Below are 21,612 nucleotides of genomic sequence, written 5' to 3' on the forward strand. Positions count from 1 at the left end.
TCTTTGATAATGGTATAATTAATAATAATTAGTAATTTCTTTGACCCTTTGCGACTTTAGACCTGGCGAATACTACAAAAATCTATCTTGCGCTATTTTTGTATAAGAAAGGGATTTTTAAATGCAACCTTCGGATATTGATTCCGCATCCTTAAATGATAAATACAACGAGACGCTGAAAACCCTACGCAATATTGAAAATGCACTTGATTTCTCTTCTGTCGTCGCGATTACAGATGCAAAAGGCGTCATTACATATGTCAATGAAAAATTCTGTGCGTTATCCCAATATTCAAGCGAAGAGCTGATTGGAAAAACCCATCGAATTATTAATTCAAAATATCATCCAAAGAGCTTTTTCAAAGAAATGTGGAATGTGATTCAAAGTGGAGAGGTTTGGCAAGGCGATATTTGCAATAGAGCTAAAGATGGCTCCCACTATTGGGTAAGCACAACAATCGTTCCTTTTCTAGATGCCAACGGTAAGCCCGAACAATATATCGCCATCCGCTATGATATAACGGCTCGTAAGAGAGCTGAGGAATCCCTCGAGATTGCATTGCAGAACGACTTTCGAACAACCGTTAAAAACTTGCAGAATGCCATTTTTAAATACACGACAACAGAGGACGGCTCCATCCTGTTCACTCTTTTCGAAGGTCAAATCAAAGAGCGTGTCGGACTGACAGTGGATCTCCTGAATAACAATGAAGTAAATCATTTATTCACCGATGAAGAGCTTGAGACATATGAAAGTTATTTACAAGCAGGAATGGCTGGGGAAACAGTTCAATTTGAGATCACCCATGAAGGACATACATTTCTCGTTTATCTATCGCCGATTTCAAAGGATGGAAAAATTGTTGAAGTGGTCGGCACGGCGAGTGATATTACTGAGCGAGTTAAGGCAGAAAAAGCGATTGAGCATATGGCGTATTTCGATTACCTGACCGGCTTGCCGAACCGGAGAAATCTACAGGACATAGTGAATCAGAAATTCAAGCAGACTGGTAAACAATTCGCCTTACTATTCCTGGATTTGGATCGCTTTAAGAATGTTAATGATACGTTAGGCCACCATGTTGGCGATAAATTGCTTGTAGCAGTTGCGGAAAGGCTCCGTGACTGCATTTCCGATAAGGAAACCGTCGCACGTCAAAGCGGGGATGAATTTATTATTTTGAAAGACTTCACGGATAGGGATGATCTGATCGATAGTGTCACAAGTATTGTAGATGAAATGTCCCAACCCTTCCTCCTTGGTGATCATGAGGTTTTTGTTGACCCAAGCATCGGGATTGCGCTATATCCGGAGGACGGTCGAGATTATAATACATTGATGCGAAATGCGGATTCCGCGATGTATCTGGCAAAAGAGGATGGGAAAGGAACATTCCGCTTTTTCACCGAGGAACAATATGAGAAATTGATGGAAAGGACTTTTTTTGAACGCGAGCTTCGCCAAGCTTTGGATAGGGACCAACTCGAGCTGCATTACCAACCGCAATATGACTTACTGACAGGGCAGATCAAAGGGTACGAAGCATTGGCAAGGTGGAATCATCCTGATCGTGGCTATATACCGCCCGCAAGGTTCATTCCTGCCGCGGAAGAGAACGGATTCATTCTCCAGCTTGGGGAATGGGTGTTGAAATCAGCATGCGCACAGGCAAAGGCTTGGCAAAACAATGGTTTTCCAGCTTTACGTATAAGCGTCAATGTATCAATGAGACAATTCAGTCAGCCAACATTTGTTGAAGATGTCAAACGAATCCTTACTGAAACCGGCTTACACCCATCCTTGTTGAATTTGGAAATCACGGAAAGTGTGATGTCTGATGTGCAGCATTGCCAATGCATTTTACAGCAACTGCATGAGATTGGCGTTTCTGTCAGTGTCGATGACTTTGGGACAGGCTACTCTTCCCTGCTCTATTTAAGTAAGTTTCCGATTAGTCACTTGAAAATCGACCGGGCATTCATAAGGGAACTGAGCAAAAACAATACAATGATTGTCAAAGCCATCATCGATTTGGCAAAGAATCTACAGCTGAATGTCATCGCTGAAGGAGTCGAGACAAAGGAACAGGAAGAATTCCTCGAACAGTTAGCCTGCAATGAAGTGCAAGGCTTCCTTTACTCAAAACCCCTCCCGCCCGATGAAATTAAACAGTTTCTACAAAACCTATAACCGCACTCCTTCAAAGGGGTGCGATTTTTTCGAGATTGAGGTGTATTATGCACAAAACAATTGGAATCGTTGCCCATGTCGATGCGGGGAAAACTACTTTTTCTGAGCAACTGCTCTTCCATACAAATAGCATTCGCCAAAGAGGACGCGTCGATCATCAAGACGCTTTTTTAGACAGCCATGAAATCGAAAAGAATCGCGGCATCACTGTCTTTGCGGATCAGGCGACCTTCACTTTCAATGGCTCACATTATACGCTCATCGACACGCCTGGTCACGTCGATTTCTCTCCCGAAATGGAAAGGGCCATCCAAGTAATGGATTACGCCATTATTATCATCAGCGCAGCGGATGGTGTAGAAGGACATACGGAAACGGTTTGGCAGTTGTTAAAGAAACACGGAGTGCCGACGTTCTTCTTTTTGAATAAAACCGATCGGGAAGGCGTCGATTTAGAGGCTGTACTTGATGAAATAAGGGGCAGCCTATCGGATGACATCTTTAATATGGCAGAGTTGACTGAAGGCGGCATGTCGGAGGAACTTATTGAATTCATCGCAGAACGAGACGAGGCATTGTTAGAACAATATATGGACAGCGGGTATGATAACGCAATATGGATGGTTGCCTTAAAACGAATGATCAGCAGGCGCGAAGTTTTTTCATATGGGCACGGCTCTGCGTTAAGGGATAGCGGCGTTCTTGAGTTTCTTCAGGGGTTCGACCAACTCACCGTTACCGATTATTCGGATACGGGCGATTTCTCGGCGCGTGTCTATAAAGTCCGGCATGATGAAAACGGACAACGGGTGACGTTTTTGAAGGTGCTACAAGGAGTAATGCACGTTCGGGATGAGATCGCTTATGGAGAAAAATCAGAGAAAATCACACAGATCAGACAATATAACGGGAGTAAATTCAAGGCGGTTGATGTGGCTCACGCTGGTGAAATCGTTGCAGTGACTGGGTTGACAGAGGCAGGCGCCGGGGATCCGATTGGTACTTTGACTGGAGAAGTGGCATTTGACCTCATTCCTACATTGACTTCGAAAGTCATTTTCGATTCGACCATCCATGTAAAGGAAGTGCTCGGCTACTTCAAAATGCTGGACGCGGAGGATCCTTCATTGCATGTTAGTTGGAATGAACAAGTCCAGGAAATCCATGTCCATGTCATGGGCGTCATCCAACTCGAAGTGCTGAAGCAAATCGTCAAGGAACGCTTTAAATTTGAAGTATCATTCGGCGATCCAAAAATCCTTTATAAAGAAACGGTTGGTTCTTCTGTCAATGGGTACGGCCACTTTGAACCTCTGAAGCATTACGCGGAAGTTCACTTGAAAATTGAACCGGCGGAACGGAACAGTGGAATTACCTTTGAAAATGTCTGCCATGCCAACGACTTGTCTATCGGCAATCAAAACCTTGTGCGGTCCCATATATTTGAGCGCCCTCACCATGGTTTATTGACAGGTTCAGCATTGACAGATGTGAAAATCACCTTACTTACAGGCAGGGGACATAATGAGCATACATCCGGCGGCGACTTCAGAGAAGCGACATTCCGCGCGTTGCGGCAAGGCTTGGAGAAAGCGGAAAATATCCTGTTAGAGCCGTATTATGATTTCAAAATTAAAGTCGAAATGGACCATATCGGGCGCGTACTTTCCGATATCCAGCAGGCATCCGGAAGCTTTGCACCGCCTGAAACAATAGGCGGCAAAACAGTAGTTACCGGCCGCGTACCTGTTGCAACATTCATGAATTACAGCACTGTTTTTGCTTCTTATACGAACGGAAAAGGTGCGCTTACTTTGAAATTTGGCGGCTATAATGAGTGCCATAATACGCCAGAGGTGATTGAGGCAATTGGTTACAATAAAGACGCCGACCCGGAATACACATCGACGTCAATTTTTTGTGCAAAAGGCAAAGGCTATCCAGTTCCATGGGACGAAGCGGAAGCCGCTATGCATTTGTTGTGATTGATTGGTTAAGTGCATTAGGCGCGACGGGATAGTTAGCTTCCGCGGCAATTTTTATAGCCCGCGGACGGGTCGCGTCGCGCCTAATGCTTTGTCACCCGCCCAATCGATAGATTAAAAACCGCTCATTTTCATCTTTCCCATACAACCGGTCAACCCTAATCTCTTTCAACGGTTCAAACGGCGTATGGTTGTTCATGAATTGCACATATTCAGCCGTTGGATAATAAAGGATGATGTCAACCATGCGTGGCTCTGATTCCGCGGACCAAAGAATATTCCAGACTACCTTCATGAATACCTGGATAGAGAACGGATTAAAGAAATAGAACCGATTTTCAGATACATCAATTTCATATTCCTCCGCATAGCAACGTTCAAAACGAATCGCCCCGCCGGCATACCTCGCTTTACGCCGGTAACTTGCCAAGTTTGCAATCGCGTCCTGATAGAGCTGCCCATTCATCTCGATACCCGCCACGGATGCACCGAAATGATGATGGACGTAAAATGAGACGCGCGCTTTGCCGCATCCGAAATCGACGAAGCCATCCTCCGGGCCCAACTTGTACTCACTAAACAGCACATTGAGCGCCTCATACGGCGTCGCTTCATAGCGATTATAATGAGGCGACTGGCTTAACAATTCGAGCGTTCCAGCTGTTTTTATTTGAAGACGTTTGTCATACTCCTTTTCATTCATACGAAAATCACCTTCCCCTTATCGCCCTATTGTACGTGGCTTCACCGATAAATGCCAAAACACGGTCCCCTTGAATGAGGACCGCGAAAACTCACTTCATATTTATTTGCGTCAGCGGGTCAACCGACCTTCTCACTAACCGCTTCCTTCCCGCGCTTTTCTCCGGCTCCGCCACTTTCTCAGTCCGTGTAAACAAACGATACACAGATGGGGTCAATAGTAGCGTAATAAAAGTCGCAAACAGTAATCCGGAGATCAACACCGTTGCCAACGGCGCCTGGTAGTTGCCCGATGCACCTGATGCAAGCGCGAGCGGAAGCATTCCCCCGACTGTCGTCAATGTCGTCATGAAGATTGGACGGATCCGGTTCCTTCCTGCTTCAACCACATAACAATTAAATGCGTGTTTGATTACTTAGAAAATGGTATGATGAAGGAAATTTATTGAAAAGGGAGAGTATTAAAATGGGGGAAATCAAGAAAATTGGACAAATTGGGGTGCCGGCAAAAGATATCGAACGAGCAACAGCATTTTATAAAGACAAATTAGGTTTGCAGCTTTTATTCAACACGGACACGATGGCATTTTTCGATTGCGATGGGGTACGCTTACTCGTCAGCCTTCCCGAAAAAGAAGAATTCGCACACGCAAGCTCCGTCCTTTATTTTCAAGTGGAGGACATTCAACAGGCGTATGAAAACTACAAGGAAAAAGGAATTGTTTTTATAGATGAACCGCATATTGTCGCGAAGATGGGGCAAACAGAAACTTGGATGGTGTTCTTTAATGATACCGAGGATAATATGCATGGGTTGATGAGTGAGGTTATGGTGGGATAAAAAAAGCTTTGGATTCCGTTATGGCATCCAAAGCTTTACTATTTATACATTCTTTAATACTCTGCTCTTACGGAACAAGAAGACGAACGCGGCAAGGGATAGCAGAATGACAACCGTCAACACTTCGTACATGCCCCGATAGCCAAGGCTTGGAATAACAACGCCTAAAAAGTACGGCCCAAATCCAAGTCCGGAATCCAGGAAAATATAGAACGTCGAGGTTGCGATGCCGAGCCGTTCAACAGGAAGTCCTTTCAATGCGATTGCTTGGGCGCATGATTGGAAATTCCCATAGCCAAGCCCGAAGATGGCACCAGCAGCAAGTAACATGAACCCGCTTTGCGTCTGGCTCAACACAATCATGCCGAGCGCAAAGAGCACAAGCGCAGGGACGACGACAAACTTTGCGCCTTTCACGTCCAATAGTTTTCCCGTGAATGGCCGGGACAACAATACGACGATGGCATAGACGAGGAAAAAGAAACTTGCCGTCTCAACGAGGTTAATCTCCTTCGCGTAAAATGAGATGAATGACAGAACTCCCGAATAGGCGAGCGCCACGAATAACGTAATAATGGAAATCGGCAATGCTTTCACTTCAATGAAGTTTGATAATCCCATCTGTTTTTTTGCCACTTCCTGCTTGTTGGAAACGGAGGGATTCACGGTTTCATTGACGAAGAAGAACATGATAAGTGTCACGATGCTTAACGCGAGGCAGAGGGCGAACAGCATACTGAACGGAAAATGCTGACTCATGAAAATGCCGAAAAACGGCCCAATTGCTGTCGCCATCACAGTGCTCATGCTGAAATAGCCAATCCCTTCCCCTCTCCTTGAAGCTGGGATTGCCTGTGCAATCATTGTGCCCGTTGCAGTAGACGCAATGCCTAGTCCGATTCCGTGAAAAAGCCGGTTTGCAAGGAGCAACGGCATATTCGCTGATCCGAAATAAAAGGCGGTTGCAATCGTGGACACAAGAAGGCCGATGAACAATATCCTCTTGCCGCCGACTTTTCCAATCAAGCCTCCTGAAAAAATCCGTGCGATCAATGTTCCGATGATGAATATTCCCGAAACAAGCCCCGCCAAGCTCGTTGATGCCCCATATTGCTCAACCGCGAACGGTGCGATGGTAACTAACAACAAATACATTGCAAGCATGAGAATAAAATTGACGATCGAAATTATTATGAAATTCTTTGTCCATAGCTTTTGCCCTTGCATACTTTCACTCTTTCGTGGTGATAGATTTTGGTGTGCGCGCCCATACGTTCCTCTAAGTTTGTCGGCCGAATCCATTTTTCCCTCTTATCTTGTCCCTGCGTCGATTCCTACATACCCCGTGGCAGTGAAATGCGGAAACTGTTTGACCTGTCATAACCGATAAATGACGGCTTTATCAGCAATAAAAAAGTTCGGCAAACGCCGAACTTTTTTTACTTATTAATCCCAAAGATAATAATCCTGTCCTTGGACTGTTTGGAATCCGATTGACTCATAAAGACGGAGTGCATTGCGATTTTTCGCTTCCACTTCGAGTTTAATCGGGTTGCCGGACGGTTGTTCCATACGGACGACCGCTTGCAAGGTTTGGCGGCCATATCCCTTCCCTTGAAAGTCGGGATGAACGACAAATCCATAAATATAGGATTCCCCATCATTTCGGCTAACTCGGATCTTCCCGACACTTTTGCCTTCCGCTTCAATGATGAAATGCGTATCATTCGGATAGTTTTTTACTTCTTGTTGATGAATGTTGGCGTCTTCCTGCGACATGCCGAATCCTAATATATCCAATTGGATTTCAAACGGCACGTCATCCTCGGTGGATTGCCTTAATTGAATACCTGTGCCCTCTTCTAAAGACTGCTGCTTCCACATCATTTGGTATTCAGAAAAGTCATAGGTACATGGCTGATTCTTGAGCCACCCTTTTGCCGATTCGGAAGTCGAAGGTGCATTCAATAGGACTTTTTTATATCCCTTTTCTTTAATAACTTGCAATGCTTGATGCCATATGTTTGTAAAGTGACCCTGATTTCGATGGGCAGGCTTCACCATTCCGCAAATTTCAACGGTTGAGCCAAAGCCGTAAAGGGCCAAATACGCTACAAGCTCGCCATCCACATAATGAAAGAAGTCCATCGCTTGATCTTCACGTTGGCGAAGCATATCCCAGTTTAATTTCAATAAAATCCCGTCATGCCTTTCGCATTCTTTTTGCAAGTTTGCGATTTTCTGTAGCTGTTCAGTTGTTAACATCGTGTTCCTCCTCATCTTCCTTAAACTAATTATAAAGGGAGATGGTTCAATTGCCTATCTAAATTGGGGCAGTTATCTAATTAGTATGATAGAATTAGGATGTATTTTAAAGGAGGCGGTGTTATTTGATCATTAAGGAAAAAACAAGTTCCTTAAAAGCAGTCGGGTTAGAAGCACTTCTGCGTCGGTTGCCGAAGAGTCACCCCCGGTACCCAGATATCGAGAATGAACTAAGGATTACCCGGGCCGGTGATAACGGCGAAAGAATACTGGCGGATGTATTCGATAAATATCAGTTCCCTTTCGAGCACTACATCTTTCACGATTTGAATCTCCAATCCACCGGCAAATTTCAGATCGACACGCTTTTCCTCTGTCAGCAAGGCGCCGTCATCCTGGAAATGAAAAACATAGCCGGTCAAATCAATTTCCGGGAAGAGTATAATCAACTGACACGTACCCTTGAGAATGGACAAGTCGACGCATTTGAATGTCCTTCCGTTCAACTGGAGCGAAATAAAATGCTCCTTGAAGATTGGTTTCATGCACATCAGTTTTCCATACCCATCCATCAGGCAGCGGTTTTCCCCAGGCCGCAACAGCAATTTGTGAACCACCGTGAAGATTTGACTATCCTATTCCCCTTTGAAATCCCTACTTTTCTCCGTAGATTAAATTCATTTCACAGTGTACCCAATTCCCTTCCTCTCGAGGAAATCGCGAAAATGCTTTATAGTGCCCATCGCGATTATGATCCATTTCCATTGATATCTAAATACGGGATTCAGCCGTCTGAACTTTTCACGGGAGTTTGTTGTGTGCAATGTGGCTTTCATGGTATGAAATCGATATACAACGGATGGGGTTGTCAACAATGCGGTCATGTTGACGAGAAAGCCCATATTCAAGCAATATTGGATTACTTTATGTTGATTGGTTATCGCTTTACAAATAAAGAATTTCGACAGTTTTTACGATTGGAATGTCGGCAAAAAGCAAAACGGCTATTAATGCAGATGGAAATTCCCAGTGAAGGAGAAAATAAGGGTAGATGCTATGTTGCAGACATAAAAACCATTAGGAAACTTCATTAATCAATTAGGTCAAAGGTCACAAAACGACCATATATTGCGGGAAATAACCGATATAATCAGGGAAATAATCAATATCCTCTTCCAATTGATCGATATAACTCGGGAAATGATCGATATCTGCCGGGAAATGATCGATAAGTTTTAAATGGGCACCCATTAACCCAAAAAACACCGTTTTCCCAACAAAAAACCGCCCCAGTCACCCCTGACTGAAGCGGTTTTTCATTTAAACAGCTCTTTGTAAGCCAAAGCCTTCAACGCAAGCATCTCTTCCTCCGTCAGCTTGCTTTGAATCTTATTCAACAGCTCCTGTTGCTCGGTTGGTGTCATGCCTTGACGCACTTTAACCTGAATGTCGTTGATTTCAGCAAGATCAAACTTCTTCAGCAATACGCGGGTCGCTTCCTCTTTCGTTTTGAAAGGCAGCTTAGAACTATCCGCGTTTTTCCCTTCTTCAATGAACTTTCGCAACTCCGGATTATTTTGAATTTCCTTTTTCAAATCGTCCAACTGCCCGCTTGCATCTAATTCTGCGGCGACTTGGCCCATCACTTCATCTGCAATAAACTTCGTGCCGAAATGATAGACACCAAACGCAATGAGGGCAAGCACAACGACGGTCCCTGCCAAAAATTTAAGTGCTTTCAACTAATTCACCTCTCTACACATTCAGTGTCGACTTTCCAAGCAACTCTTAAACAGCACTAAATCTCCAGCAAATCCTTTATATCCTCCACCGTCAACATCGAACCCATCTCCCCATCAATGACCTCGCTGATTAAATCTCTTTTCCGCTCCTGCAACTCATTCATTTTATCCTCAACCGTCCCACGGGCAACAAGCTTGATGACGTGGACGGCGTTTAGTTGGCCGATCCGGTGGGCGCGGTCTGCCGCTTGTTCCTCGACGGCCGGGTTCCACCAAAGGTCATATAATATGACGGTGTCCGCCCCTGTTAGGTTCAATCCGGTGCCCCCCGCCTTCAATGAAATCAAGAATAAGTCACGCTCTCCTCCATTGAACCGGTTGCAAAGTTCCAACCGTTCCTCTGAAGGCGTCGACCCATCCAAATAAAAGAACGGCGTTCCTTCCACCGCCAAATCCCTGCCGATGATGCCGAGCATTTTCGTGAATTGCGAGAAGATCAATACCCGCCTTCCTGCACGCGTCGATTCCCCAATCAGTACTTTCAACTGCTCATATTTCGCCGAACTTCCTTCATAGCCTTCAACGAACAGTTCCGGGTGGCAGCAAATTTGACGCAATCTCGTCAGGCCCGCCAAAATTCGAATTTTATTCTTCCGCAAAGTATCCTTATCCAAATGTCTCAATGTATCATGCCGCAATTTCGCCAAATAGGCAGCATATAATTCCTTCTGCTCCGGCAGCAATTCGGACGATTCGATTGACTCAACCTTATCAGGTAGTTCCTCAAGAACATCCTCTTTGACCCTGCGCAATAAAAACGGACGGATACGCCTTGCGACCGTCTTCCGCGAAAGCTCGCTGAATTCTCGCAAGCCCATGAACAGTTCAGGGAATACGACATGGAAGATCGACCATAATTCCTCCAATGCATTTTCAATCGGCGTGCCCGTCAATGCAAAGCGGTGAGTCGCCCGCAATTTCTTCACGGACCTCGCCGTTTGAGTGAACGGATTTTTAAACGCTTGAGCTTCATCGAAGAATACCGTATGGAAATTCTGCTTTTCATACCAAGCGATATCTTTACGTATCAAGGGATAGGAGGTGATCAGAACATCTTTGTCAGCCGCATCAGCTTGTCGCTCGGCCCTCTCCTTTTTATTCCCATCCAAAACGACGGCTTCAATTTCCGGCGCAAACTTCTTCAGCTCGCTCAGCCAGTTATATGTCAGCGAAGATGGGCAAATGATGAGTACTTGCTGCTTTTCATCGCGGATTTTTGGCAGTTCGGACACGATGAACGCAATGCTTTGCAATGTTTTACCGAGCCCCATGTCATCCGCCAACACACCGCCGACTCCAAATTCAGCGATTGTCTTCATCCATTTAAAACCGTTTTTTTGATAATCGCGTAATATGGTTTCCAGTGATGATGGTATGTCCCACGCGGACTTTCCTGGATTCAAGAGCCGTTCAAGAAAGTTGCGGGCTGACTCCTCGACAGCAAACAGTTCATCCCCGCCAAGTGCACCTAAGAAACGGAGCCCCCGTGTGATTGGCATATTCAAACCCTTTTCGAGATCATCCAACTCACCAGGCACTTCATTCATAAAGCGACGGATTTCTTTAAACTCCCTTGTTTCGAGTGAAAGTAGGGTTCCACTTCGCAAACGATAGTATTTCCGCTTTTCCTCAAGTGCTTCAAGGATTCCACGGATCTGCTTGTCCGGAATGCCATCCATGCTGAACTTGAATTCAAGCCAATTCGTTTTTTCCTCGAACGCTTTCACGCGGATACGAGGTTTGGCGCTTCCTCTGAAAATCCGGATTCGTATTGCAGTCGTCGCATAGACACGCACTAATTTCTCAAGTTTCGGAAGGACATTGTAAAGGAATTCATACTCCAATTCCTCGTTATGCAATAAATAGCCTTCATCCGTCTGGGCGAATGAGCTTTCCTCCATTAAACGCAGGATTTCTTCTTCCTTTTCCAAGTCACGAACCAGTACAGAGGTCGCCGGCAATTCCCTTTCGATTAAAGGGTTGATGACGATATGATCGTATTGGAATTCAAGGCTTGCGAGCAAGCGGTTGTTCACCCGATCCATATACAGTTTTGCATTCAATGGAGATTTAACGAGCTGGTCCAAAACCGTTTCATCGACTTGGACCTCGCCAATCCTCCGCAGTCCCGGGACAACCTTTTCAATGAAAAAGCCGATTTGCTCATTGGCTATCGGTAACTGATGCGTTCCCGAGGTTTCAACCATCTGCTGCAAATCCGCAAGCCGCTTGCAATCCTCGCCTGACAGTCGGAACAATTGCAAATCACAAAGGACAAGATTATAAGGTTGTAGCATAAGAACATGATCCAACCCGTCAATTTTCAGGAAATGCCCCTTCTCCGGTCTTTTTTCGAAATGAAACTTTACTGGCAGTCCAGTTTCCTGGATTTGTAAACGTGTTGCGGGCTTGCCGTAGATTTTTAGATAAACTTCCGGTGCTTCATTCAAATCCGAAAGAACCTTTTCCCAAGCGGAAGGGGGTATGACCAATGTTCGCGGCACACCTCCACGGTATGTGTACGCCCCTTTGTTAATTTCAATTAACCTTTGTAAGACCGCATCAGCTTCCCGCTTGAAACAATGAAGATTCGTGTCAAACATGAATGCGGAATTCAATGAGCTCGCCCGCCCTTCATTCACATCCTCCAAAAATTGACAAACGTCTTCCACTAACACGCCTTCTATTTGCAGATCAATGCCTAACACAAAACCTTTATTAGTCGGGACCGGCGACAAAATGAATGTTAACTCCAACACTTCCCTATCTTCAAAATGTAGCTGATGCCCACTGGACCTCGGTTTGCTATCGAAAAGGGAAAGCAGGCCCTCCGTCAAAGATTGTTCAGTCGGTACTTCCACCTGTTCATTCATGGCGATCAAAACAGCTGCCACATGCTGGCATTTGTATCTATAAAAAGGTAAAGTCGGACAACTGCATTCAGTCCGAATTTCACCTTCATTATCAAAGTCGATTGTCACATGGAAGTTTTCCTTCCCCTCCACAATCGCTTTGCAATAATTATCGTTATATTCTTTTAAGATCACTTTCCCTGCACGGTAATACATCTCGCCCCGTTTGAACGAAACAGAGCCACATAAATCCATGATTTTGTTTTGAGTTAAATGAATCCCCATTTGTTCATCTCCTCCCGGGAACAATTGTCCTCTTATATCTTACCATTTGAAGAGGGTGGTTAAAAAATCATTACCCTCCACTTAAAAACGATAGCATCGATCCAAAAACGCATAAACTCTCCCATAAACTCATAAATCCCCACAGGCACGCATAAAACGCCCCAAAAGCTTATAAACGCCAACAATCACGCATAAATCACTCCAAACACGCATAAACGCCAAAAAGGATGCACCTCGATGCGCATCCTTTTTTCATTCTATCTAACTTCTCCACTCTGCATCGGAAACACCCGACGCCAACCGATAAATATTGCAATCAGCAACAACACGATATACACATAAATCCCGCCAACCACTGCATTCGCTATCAAATGCGCGATGACGAAAATCCCTGCCCCCAAGCTGATCAAAAACATCTTTGCGGACCCTTCCGATTGGGCAAACTCAAACGATTGAGTGAATGGGAATTCCCCGGCATCCATCCATTTATATGTAATCAATGTATGGAGGATTGCCCCTAATAAGACCGCGAACAAGTCGGGTAAAATTCGCGTTGAGAAAATGGCTATAAATGCAATTGAAAGCAACAGGAAAACCGGTACATACAATTTCACTAAAAATGCTTTCAACGTCCCGCTATATGCAGACTCTGGTTGCTGGATCGGCGAAGCCATAAATAGCCAACTTCCTTTATAACTATCGGAAAACTGAAGCGTGTGAATGATTGTCGGAATCATCATGTTCCCGAAATAGATAAGCAAGAACATGCTGCCCGTAGAGATATCCTCTAAAGTCCTCATCTGCAGTTCCGTAAAGATGAAAATGAATGGAAAGATGAAGGCAAATCCAAGTGCGGGATACACTCTAAGCTTGAAATTCCGTTCCTGTTTCATCATCAACGACGCAAAACGGAAGAACATCCGCTCTTCTCTGTTCCGGCAGCAAACTTTTGCCCAGAAATCCATCAACCGGCCAGACCTTTTCCTGCTTTTAGACTCGCTCATTAACTTATCCATATTGCGTTCGAATGATGGCATCAGCTTTACATAAATATAGATCGAGATAATTGGGATAACCAAAGCAAGCGCTGATAAAAGAATGCTTGGAGTTGCAAAGTCTTGATTCAACAATAACTCGAATGCAGCTCCGAACCACATAGGCGGCAAAAACACATGCCACCAGTTGAATGTATACGCCAATTCCAAGTCTGCGAAATTGAATGCCCGGATAACGATTTGATATCCAATGATAACGCCGATGGAAAGTATTATTTGGACGTAATTAATCATATCCTTCAGTCTTTCGCCATCAAAAAACCGCAAGACTGCAAAATACATAAGTGAAGTGAAAACAACTACGAAAAACATAGTTAATATCAATGCCGCAAGAAAGACAAACGTGAATACAATCCCGTTATTGAACAGCCCGATGACCAGCGGAATTGCGATGAAAGACCCTGTTATGAAAAACATATAGATCAATATATGGATAAGTTTCGCCGTGTTGACCGTCCTGCTGCTTGCGGGTTTCGTCTGTAAGACCGTTTTATCTCGAATATCGAGCAACACGGTGGAGAAATCAGACACCATCGTTGTTGCTAAAATGAACATTATAATGCCGAAGACGATGCTCATCTGGAAGATATAATGGCCGTCCCCGAACAGCATGAACGGAATAATCATTAGGCCATACAATCCATAAATCCACAAGGACTTCAGGAACTGGTTGCCTTCCTTTTTCTTTTGTCCAGTGAAAATAGTCGGTGTGCGTCTGCCGTCCATCGTCAGCTTCATGCGAAGTATCGTTTCCATCGCACTGTAATCAATTCCTGCCTTCACAAAAAGCCATTTGAATCTTGAAAGGAATGATAGAGTCCGGAATTCATTCATTGTCTGTTCCGCCTTCTACGATGGAGATGAACCTCGCCGCTCTGCTTGCATGATCCGTGAATCCGGTCAGCTGATTGAAAATGCCGGACAGCGACCCTTCTTCACTTTTCTCCTGCAACTCCTCGAAACTGCCATCCGCAACGACAACTCCATTGACGAGCAGCACGATTCGATTGCTGATCTTCTCGACGATATCCATGATATGTGAGGAATAAAAAATCGTTTTCCCTTGCGCCGCCAACTGCGCAAGCATCTCTCGGATGACCATCATACTGTTTGCATCGAGGCCACTCAATGGTTCATCAAAAAACAATAGATCCGGATTATGCAAAAGGCTCGAAATGATGAGCACTTTCTGTTTCATCCCTTTGGAAAATGAAGAGATTCTGGAATGCAACACATGTCCTAAGTCGAATTCCTCCATGAGCTTTTGCGCTTTCTCTTCCGCAAATTTCCGATTAAGCCCGTATAACTCTCCTGTAAACGCCAAGTATTCCATCGCCGTCAGATTATCGTACAGCTCAGCCTGCTCCGGCACATATCCGATCCGTTTCTTGTAAGATGGGTCCCCTGAAGCAATATCTTGACCGAAGATTTCCACCTGGCCTTTATAATTTTTTATCAATCCAAGCATAATTTTCACAGTCGTACTTTTCCCTGCACCGTTCGGCCCGATATAGCCTATGATCTGTCCCCGTTCCACTTCCAAATTCACGCCATTTAATACAGTTTTTACGCCATACCTCATTGTGACGTTGCGTAAAGATAACACCTTATTTTCCATACTCATTCCAACACCCCCGTTTCTTCAAGTCTATCATTTCTATTCTTCCAATTACATCCAATTTAACATGTGCTGTTGTTTTATTTAACTTTATGCAGGGAATGAAAGAATAGTAGATGAAATCCTTAGAGGCAGGGGCGTTCTCCATATAACAAAAAACCGGCAGCGCATATTTTCCACGCTGCCGGTCTTCTATATCGATCACAACTCCTGATAATCCTTCATGAATCTTCCGCTTTCCTTCACTTCAGCGTGGTATAACGCCTTGAGTGCGAAACTCTTCTCCAATTCATGCTCCTTCATAATCTCTTTGAGCCTCTTCGTCAATTCCGCATTGTTTTTCACAAGTAGTTCCATTTTTGACTTCGAATATTGCATGATTTTGCCCTCCTTGTGCTTTTATTTACTTAGTGTAGCATACTCAATCGTCTGATTACGTCCCAAGCGTTTTGCTTCATATAGACTTTGATCGGCGAGTTCCAGTAATTCAGCCTAAATTTGTTTTAACTTGGGAAAGCTCATTGCAAGGGGAACTGTTCTGACTTTCATGTTTTTCATAAATTAAAACGGTTGACGAATAAAAAAGATTGATGTAAATTACAAAAGTACGAACGACAAATTAAATAACAAGAATAATATTCGTCTTTAGGAGTGTATATAATGGATACAGTATTTGATTATGAAGATATTCAGTTGGTTCCTAACAAATGTATCGTAAACAGCCGTTCAGAGTGTGATACTTCCATTACTCTTGGTAAACATAAATTCGTATTGCCGGTCGTTCCTGCGAATATGCAGACGATCATTGATGAAAAGATTGCAGTTCAATTAGCTGAGGGTGGCTATTTCTACATCATGCACCGTTTCAATCCCGAAACACGTGCGGAATTCATTAAGGACATGCATGCACGTGGATTGATTGCTTCTATTAGTGTCGGCGTCAAAGAAGATGAGTATGGATTCGTTGAGCAATTGGCGGCGGACGGACTCGTTCCCGATTATGTGACGATTGATATAGCGCATGGCCATTCGAATGCAGTCATCCGTATGATCCAGCATTTGAAAAAGCATTTGCCTGAGACATTTGTCATTGCGGGTAATGTCGGTACACCGGAAGCTGTCCGCGAGCTTGAAAATGCGGGCGCTGACGCCACTAAGGTCGGTATCGGACCTGGGAAGGTTTGTATCACAAAGATCAAGACAGGATTCGGAACTGGCGGATGGCAGTTGGCTGCACTTCGTTGGTGTGCAAAAGCTGCGACGAAGCCGATTATCGCTGACGGCGGTATCCGTACTCACGGGGATATTGCGAAATCCGTACGTTTTGGAGCATCTATGGTCATGATTGGATCGCTTTTTGCAGGTCACGAAGAATCTCCTGGTGAAACGATTGAAGTCGACGGAAATCTGTATAAGGAATACTTCGGTTCCGCATCAGAATTCCAAAAAGGCGAGAAGAAGAACGTTGAAGGCAAGAAAATGCATGTGGAATATAGAGGGAAGTTGCAGGACACGTTGACGGAAATGCAGCAGGATCTTCAGTCATCCATTTCCTATGCAGGTGGTAATAAATTGGATGCCATTCGAACAGTTGACTATGTTATCGTGAAGAATTCCATTTTCAATGGAGATAAGGTTTATTGATTATAGTGAAGGGCCGGCGATGTGCCGGCCTTTTTTTATGGATCGGCAAAGTCTACCGCTATTAATTACCCAAAAGTAAATACAACCCTGTAAATAATAAAATGACATACATAAACAAGCGAAATCCGGTTTGATTGACCTTATGAAATAAATATTGGCCCGCATATAAGCCAATCCACACGAGTGGCAACGCAAGCAGACTGGATATCCATACCGTTTTGCTCGTGCCAGCAAAAATGACTTGGATGAGTAAACTAATGAAATAAATGAATAAATAATAGACAAGCGTTGTTCCCCGAAGCTTTTCCTTGGAAGTACCCGTACCCGAGAAATAAAGTAGCAACGGTGGTCCAGGCATGCCGATGCTTGTCGTCAACGAACCAGAGAGGCCACCGATGGCAAAATCCCTGTTTGTCGTTTGCTTGAGTCTAAATTTCAAAAGCAATAGCACAGTCAAAGCAAGGATGACGATTCCGATACCTAACTTTAGCTTCGGAATGTCGGCTAACAGGAAGATAAAAATACCTATCGGCAAGCCGATAATACTACCTCCTATGAACCGTTTTATTACCCCTCTATCAATATCCGTCCTCACTTTACGATACATTGCAAGTGAAATAACCAATGATAAGAACAAATTGATCTGTATGGCGTCCCGCGCGTCGAACAGTAAAAGAAGAAAAGGCGTCGCGACAATCGAGAAGCCAAACCCTGTCCCGGTCTGGAGAACAGAAGCTACTATTATAATTGTGATAAACAGTATGATATCCAATTGAATCCCTACTTCAATGTATAGAGTCATTCAAGTGTACCATTTTTCGAAACCCAACTTCTCCTAAATAAATCCTCCCCCCAAATACAATGGATAACCCACCAGTCAAACGGGTATATCTTTCTTACAACCTTAAAAAATGGGGGAGTCGTTTTGAAAATGAAAATTCGACATACGAAAAGATTCAAAGAAATCATTTATGCATTCATTCGGAACGGACTAAGCGTCTTCCTATTTCGATTGGGCCTGATAAGCCGCAATGCTTCAAAGCATGATACGACTGATATGAATATGCAGGAAATAGGTGATAAACTTCGGCTAACATTACAGGAGTTAGGCCCGACGTTCATTAAACTTGGTCAGATTGCCAGTTCGAGGCGTGATCTTGTTCCTCCAATGATTGCATTCGAGCTTGAGAAGTTGCTGGATCATGTAACGCCAGTTCCTTTTGCACAAATTCGTGAGATCGTCCAGTCGGAGTTGGAGGGACCGCTTGAGCAATTTTTCAGCGACTTTTCGGAGGAGCCCTTGGCGACTGCTTCAATTGGCCAAGTCCATGTTGCGAGATTACATTCAGGTGAACAAGTTGCCGTGAAGGTGCAGCGTCCTGATATCCGACCTACAATGGAGACCGATCTTACCATTTTAAGCGACTTGGCTAAGTTTCTTGAGGAAAGGGTCGATTGGGCAAAAACCTATCGGCTCCAAGATATGATTGTGGAATTTTCAAGATCATTGAACAACGAACTTGACTATCGCGTGGAAGGGCGCAGCTGCGAGCGCATCGCCAAACAATTTGAAAAGCATCCAACAGTCATCATTCCAAGGGTCCATCGGAACTTTTCAACGGGGAAAGTATTGACAATGGATAAGATTGAAGGGATTAAAGCGAATGATTTAGAAAAGCTTGATGAAGGCGGGTATGATCGCAAATTGATAGCCCGAAGAATTTTCGATTCTATGCTTCACCAAATTTTAGATGACGGATTTTTCCATGGCGATCCTCACCCGGGGAATATTTTGATACTGCCCGGTAATGTTGTGTCTTACTTAGACTTTGGAATGGTCGGGCGCCTCGACAATAAACTAAAAGAGCAATTCGCTCCTTTCATCCTCCATATGCGTAATCAAAACACGGAGGGGATGGTAGATCTTATGTACGAAATGGGCATCATTTCTGACGAAACGGATCTTCGAGCGTTTACAAGGGACGTGGATAATCTACAGAATAAATACTATGATGTCTCCTTGGATGAAATAAGTTTAGGCACTATTTTCATTGAATTGTTCCAAGTCGCATACCGCCACAATATTATGATACCAACGGATATCGCCCTATTAGGAAAATCCATTCTTACATTGGAAGGTGTAATTTCAAAACTGGATCCAACCCTAAACATGATGATGGCTGTCGAACCTTTCGGAAAAAAATTGATGTGGAAACGCTATAATCCAAAGAAAATCATTGAAAACTCATGGGTTGAAATCGTCGCAAATATAGGATTCCTTTCACGTTTGCCAAAAGAATTAAAGGCCATCACGACGACTATTCGCAAAGGTAAACTTCATTTGGACATTAACACCCAACAACTGAAAATGTTTTTAGGTAAGCTTGATCAGATCAGCAATCGCCTGTCATTCAGCATCATTCTACTTTCCTTAAGCATTCTTTTAGCTGGCTTGTTCATCGGCTCCGCCATTGTCGGAAGGTCAAGCATCCTTTGGCAATATCCGATTATTGAAGCAGCTTTCATTATATTCCTACTCATGTTTTTCTTCCTGATTTATTTCATTGGTCGATCTAACCGGAAGTAAAAAGTGCCTGCCACTGACGTAAAGTACGTAGTAGCAGGCACCTCTATTTATTCATTCAAAAACTCATCAATTCGGTCCTGCAGCTTTTTTTCAAACTGTTTCCCCGGAATCAATTCGAAAATAACCACAGAATCAGCACCAGCCGATAAATAAAAGATCTTATCGTCTACCATCCGCAGCGAATGTGTTGAATAATAGGCGGATTCCTCATGGGGTTCCTTCACAGCACCTAAAACATTCCCCTCTTTGTCGATGACATACACATGAAATTCCGCCATTATTTTATGCGTATCAGCGACTTCCGTTTTCTCGAAAATGATTTGATCAGATCGGATGTCAAGAATCCGGATGCCGCCGGTTGTATGATCGAAAGGAACAGTAATCTTTTGTTCATTACCGGCTTCTTCGATATTGATAACTTCTATTTGCTCGTCTTTACGGACTACTTGGGCGATGATGCCATCTTTTTCGAATGCAGTTCGAGTTCTTGTTATTTCCCCTGTCATCAGATTTTCCATAAGCGGTCTTACATCGTGGACAAGAATTTCATTTCGCTCATTTACTACCACTGCATTTGGGTCCATCATGTCAGCCTTGATTGGAAATACCTCCAACAGCTCACCCCCCGGACTGAATTTACTAACCCCCTTATAATAAGATGAATCAAGTACATATATATTGTCGTCATCATCTACAAAGATATCTCGATACCATTTACCATCCTCTGAATCGTCCAATTGGATGGTGAAAAGATAACCTTTCGGCGTTGTAACGATTACCTTCCGTGCCGCATTGTCCAAAAGATAAAAGACGTCATCTTTTACATAAAAGCTTTCCACTGCACGATCGCTGCCCCCGGGCCTTTTTTGCGGCATACCTATTTCATTACTTCCTTCCCCATAGGGCACTTCCAATAGTATTTTTGCCTGTTCCTGTTCGAAAATCATAATCCCGTCTTGAGGGGTATTTTCTATGGCCTCCTTTTTGTCTATAGATTCCACCAATACAAGTGGAACTCCGCTTGGAGGTTGATTGAAAAACAGAAAAATTACTGCAAGAAAAGTCATGAATGCAAGCGATGTTACTGCAATCGGGATAAATTTAGGCCGCTTTTTAGTAGACGGCTGAATAAGTTGTCTTTGAAGTCGATTGACAAACTCCCTATCCGGATCCTTATCAGGTCGATTTCGAAGATTTTGTAGAAATTCTATCTCTTTTTCAGTAGGCTCATTCATAGCTTTCCCACCTTTCTTTAAGACTATCATCCTTCTTCAACTCTTGAATTGCCCTGTGAAAATCCACTCGCACCTTTCCCTCGCTGCATTGCAACGCCTCGGCCGTTTCTTTCACACTAAGTTCGTTCAAACCGCGCATAATTATGACACTCCGGTAATGCGGCTTTAGTTTGAGGAGCGCTTGTTGAAGGTCTTTCCAGTTTTCCTCACCAATCACGCGGCGGCTATTCATGTCTTCTTCATGTGTGACAGTAGATGCCGTTATAGTAAACAGTCTTCTTAACTTTTGCTTTCGAATCCAATCAACTGCTGTAAATCGTGCAATGGATAAAATCCACGTCTTCACCTTTTGCGGGTCCTTCAATTGGTGGAGATTTTTCATCGCCTTGAGAAATGTTTCCTGTGTTATATCCTCAGCATCCTGTTTATTATTCGTGAAATACAAAGCAAAATGATACACATCCCTATGAAACTGGTTAAACAGTTCAGAGATATGTAGTGGTTTTTCATTCAAAAAGGCCGGCCCCCTTTCAGCTGTACCAATAAGTCG

Annotated in this window: 19 protein-coding genes; 6 read left to right on the forward strand and 13 right to left on the reverse strand. The window is 43.9% G+C overall.

What is annotated here, in order from left to right:
- Window positions 1-121: 121 nt before the first annotated feature.
- Together P5G49_RS04340 and P5G49_RS04345 are read left to right on the forward strand one after the other, a co-directional pair.
- On the forward strand, window positions 122-2,191 hold the full coding sequence (locus P5G49_RS04340; RefSeq protein WP_301242224.1) for a sensor domain-containing protein: 2,070 nt from the start codon (window positions 122-124) through the stop codon (window positions 2,189-2,191).
- 47 nt (window positions 2,192-2,238) lie between these two features.
- Window positions 2,239-4,176, forward strand: coding sequence for a GTP-binding protein (locus P5G49_RS04345; protein ID WP_301242225.1), 1,938 nt, complete (start codon window positions 2,239-2,241; stop codon window positions 4,174-4,176).
- A 94-nt stretch (window positions 4,177-4,270) separates the two neighbouring features.
- On the opposite strand, the gene P5G49_RS04350 is transcribed toward P5G49_RS04345, so the two are convergent.
- Entirely contained in the window at window positions 4,271-4,879 is a 609-nt protein-coding gene (locus tag P5G49_RS04350; RefSeq protein WP_301242226.1) for a class I SAM-dependent methyltransferase, read from the reverse strand.
- 91 nt (window positions 4,880-4,970) lie between these two features.
- The gene (locus tag P5G49_RS04355) at window positions 4,971-5,267 is read right to left on the reverse strand and encodes an efflux RND transporter permease subunit (protein WP_435877176.1); all 297 of its coding nucleotides are present in this window, start codon (window positions 5,265-5,267) and stop codon (window positions 4,971-4,973) included.
- 77 nt (window positions 5,268-5,344) lie between these two features.
- On the opposite strand from P5G49_RS04355, the gene P5G49_RS04360 reads away from it, so the two are divergent.
- Window positions 5,345-5,719 (forward strand): VOC family protein, encoded by a 375-nt coding sequence (locus tag P5G49_RS04360; RefSeq protein ID WP_435877177.1) that lies wholly within the window; start codon window positions 5,345-5,347, stop codon window positions 5,717-5,719.
- Between the two features lie 42 nt (window positions 5,720-5,761).
- Here the strand turns inward: P5G49_RS04360 and P5G49_RS04365 are convergent, their stop codons facing one another.
- Together P5G49_RS04365 and P5G49_RS04370 are read right to left on the reverse strand one after the other, a co-directional pair.
- The gene (locus P5G49_RS04365) at window positions 5,762-7,021 is read right to left on the reverse strand and encodes an MFS transporter (RefSeq protein WP_301242228.1); all 1,260 of its coding nucleotides are present in this window, start codon (window positions 7,019-7,021) and stop codon (window positions 5,762-5,764) included.
- Between the two features lie 144 nt (window positions 7,022-7,165).
- A complete protein-coding gene (locus P5G49_RS04370) occupies window positions 7,166-7,984 on the reverse strand; it encodes a GNAT family N-acetyltransferase (RefSeq protein WP_301242229.1) in 819 nt (272 codons plus the stop codon).
- A 125-nt stretch (window positions 7,985-8,109) separates the two neighbouring features.
- Here P5G49_RS04370 and P5G49_RS04375 point away from each other — a divergent pair, with 125 nt between their 5' ends.
- On the forward strand, window positions 8,110-9,078 hold the full coding sequence (locus P5G49_RS04375; RefSeq protein ID WP_301242230.1) for a nuclease-related domain-containing protein: 969 nt from the start codon (window positions 8,110-8,112) through the stop codon (window positions 9,076-9,078).
- Window positions 9,079-9,094: 16 nt separating this feature from the next.
- Here the strand turns inward: P5G49_RS04375 and P5G49_RS04380 are convergent, their stop codons facing one another.
- The 6 genes from P5G49_RS04380 to P5G49_RS04405 form a co-directional block, all read right to left on the reverse strand.
- Window positions 9,095-9,250 (reverse strand): hypothetical protein, encoded by a 156-nt coding sequence (locus P5G49_RS04380; RefSeq protein ID WP_301242231.1) that lies wholly within the window; start codon window positions 9,248-9,250, stop codon window positions 9,095-9,097.
- A gap of 50 nt (window positions 9,251-9,300) precedes the next feature.
- Entirely contained in the window at window positions 9,301-9,726 is a 426-nt protein-coding gene (locus P5G49_RS04385; RefSeq protein ID WP_301242232.1) for a hypothetical protein, read from the reverse strand.
- Window positions 9,727-9,782: 56 nt separating this feature from the next.
- On the reverse strand, window positions 9,783-12,923 hold the full coding sequence (locus P5G49_RS04390) for a DEAD/DEAH box helicase (RefSeq protein WP_301242233.1): 3,141 nt from the start codon (window positions 12,921-12,923) through the stop codon (window positions 9,783-9,785).
- A gap of 257 nt (window positions 12,924-13,180) precedes the next feature.
- Complete coding sequence (locus tag P5G49_RS04395) at window positions 13,181-14,812, reverse strand: hypothetical protein (protein ID WP_301242235.1); 1,632 nt, start codon at window positions 14,810-14,812, stop codon at window positions 13,181-13,183.
- On the reverse strand, window positions 14,805-15,602 hold the full coding sequence (locus P5G49_RS04400) for an ABC transporter ATP-binding protein (RefSeq protein WP_301242237.1): 798 nt from the start codon (window positions 15,600-15,602) through the stop codon (window positions 14,805-14,807). Before P5G49_RS04400 ends, P5G49_RS04395 begins: the two co-directional genes overlap by 8 nt.
- Window positions 15,603-15,797: 195 nt before the next feature.
- Complete coding sequence (locus tag P5G49_RS04405; RefSeq protein ID WP_301242238.1) at window positions 15,798-15,974, reverse strand: hypothetical protein; 177 nt, start codon at window positions 15,972-15,974, stop codon at window positions 15,798-15,800.
- Between the two features lie 282 nt (window positions 15,975-16,256).
- Here P5G49_RS04405 and guaC point away from each other — a divergent pair, with 282 nt between their 5' ends.
- Window positions 16,257-17,240, forward strand: a complete 984-nt coding sequence (gene guaC / locus P5G49_RS04410; RefSeq protein WP_301242239.1) for a GMP reductase — start codon at window positions 16,257-16,259, stop codon at window positions 17,238-17,240.
- Between the two features lie 61 nt (window positions 17,241-17,301).
- Here the strand turns inward: guaC and P5G49_RS04415 are convergent, their stop codons facing one another.
- The gene (locus P5G49_RS04415) at window positions 17,302-18,012 is read right to left on the reverse strand and encodes a sulfite exporter TauE/SafE family protein (protein WP_301242241.1); all 711 of its coding nucleotides are present in this window, start codon (window positions 18,010-18,012) and stop codon (window positions 17,302-17,304) included.
- A 159-nt stretch (window positions 18,013-18,171) separates the two neighbouring features.
- On the opposite strand from P5G49_RS04415, the gene P5G49_RS04420 reads away from it, so the two are divergent.
- Entirely contained in the window at window positions 18,172-19,827 is a 1,656-nt protein-coding gene (locus P5G49_RS04420) for an ABC1 kinase family protein (RefSeq protein WP_301242289.1), read from the forward strand.
- Window positions 19,828-19,874: 47 nt separating this feature from the next.
- On the opposite strand, the gene P5G49_RS04425 is transcribed toward P5G49_RS04420, so the two are convergent.
- Window positions 19,875-21,062 (reverse strand): NHL repeat-containing protein, encoded by a 1,188-nt coding sequence (locus P5G49_RS04425; protein ID WP_301242242.1) that lies wholly within the window; start codon window positions 21,060-21,062, stop codon window positions 19,875-19,877.
- On the reverse strand, window positions 21,055-21,576 hold the full coding sequence (locus tag P5G49_RS04430) for an RNA polymerase sigma factor (protein WP_301242243.1): 522 nt from the start codon (window positions 21,574-21,576) through the stop codon (window positions 21,055-21,057). Before P5G49_RS04430 ends, P5G49_RS04425 begins: the two co-directional genes overlap by 8 nt.
- Between the last annotated feature and the right edge of the window lie 36 nt (window positions 21,577-21,612).

This window comes from Sporosarcina highlanderae (genome assembly GCF_030433715.1).
GTDB classification, from domain to species: domain Bacteria; phylum Bacillota; class Bacilli; order Bacillales_A; family Planococcaceae; genus Sporosarcina; species Sporosarcina highlanderae.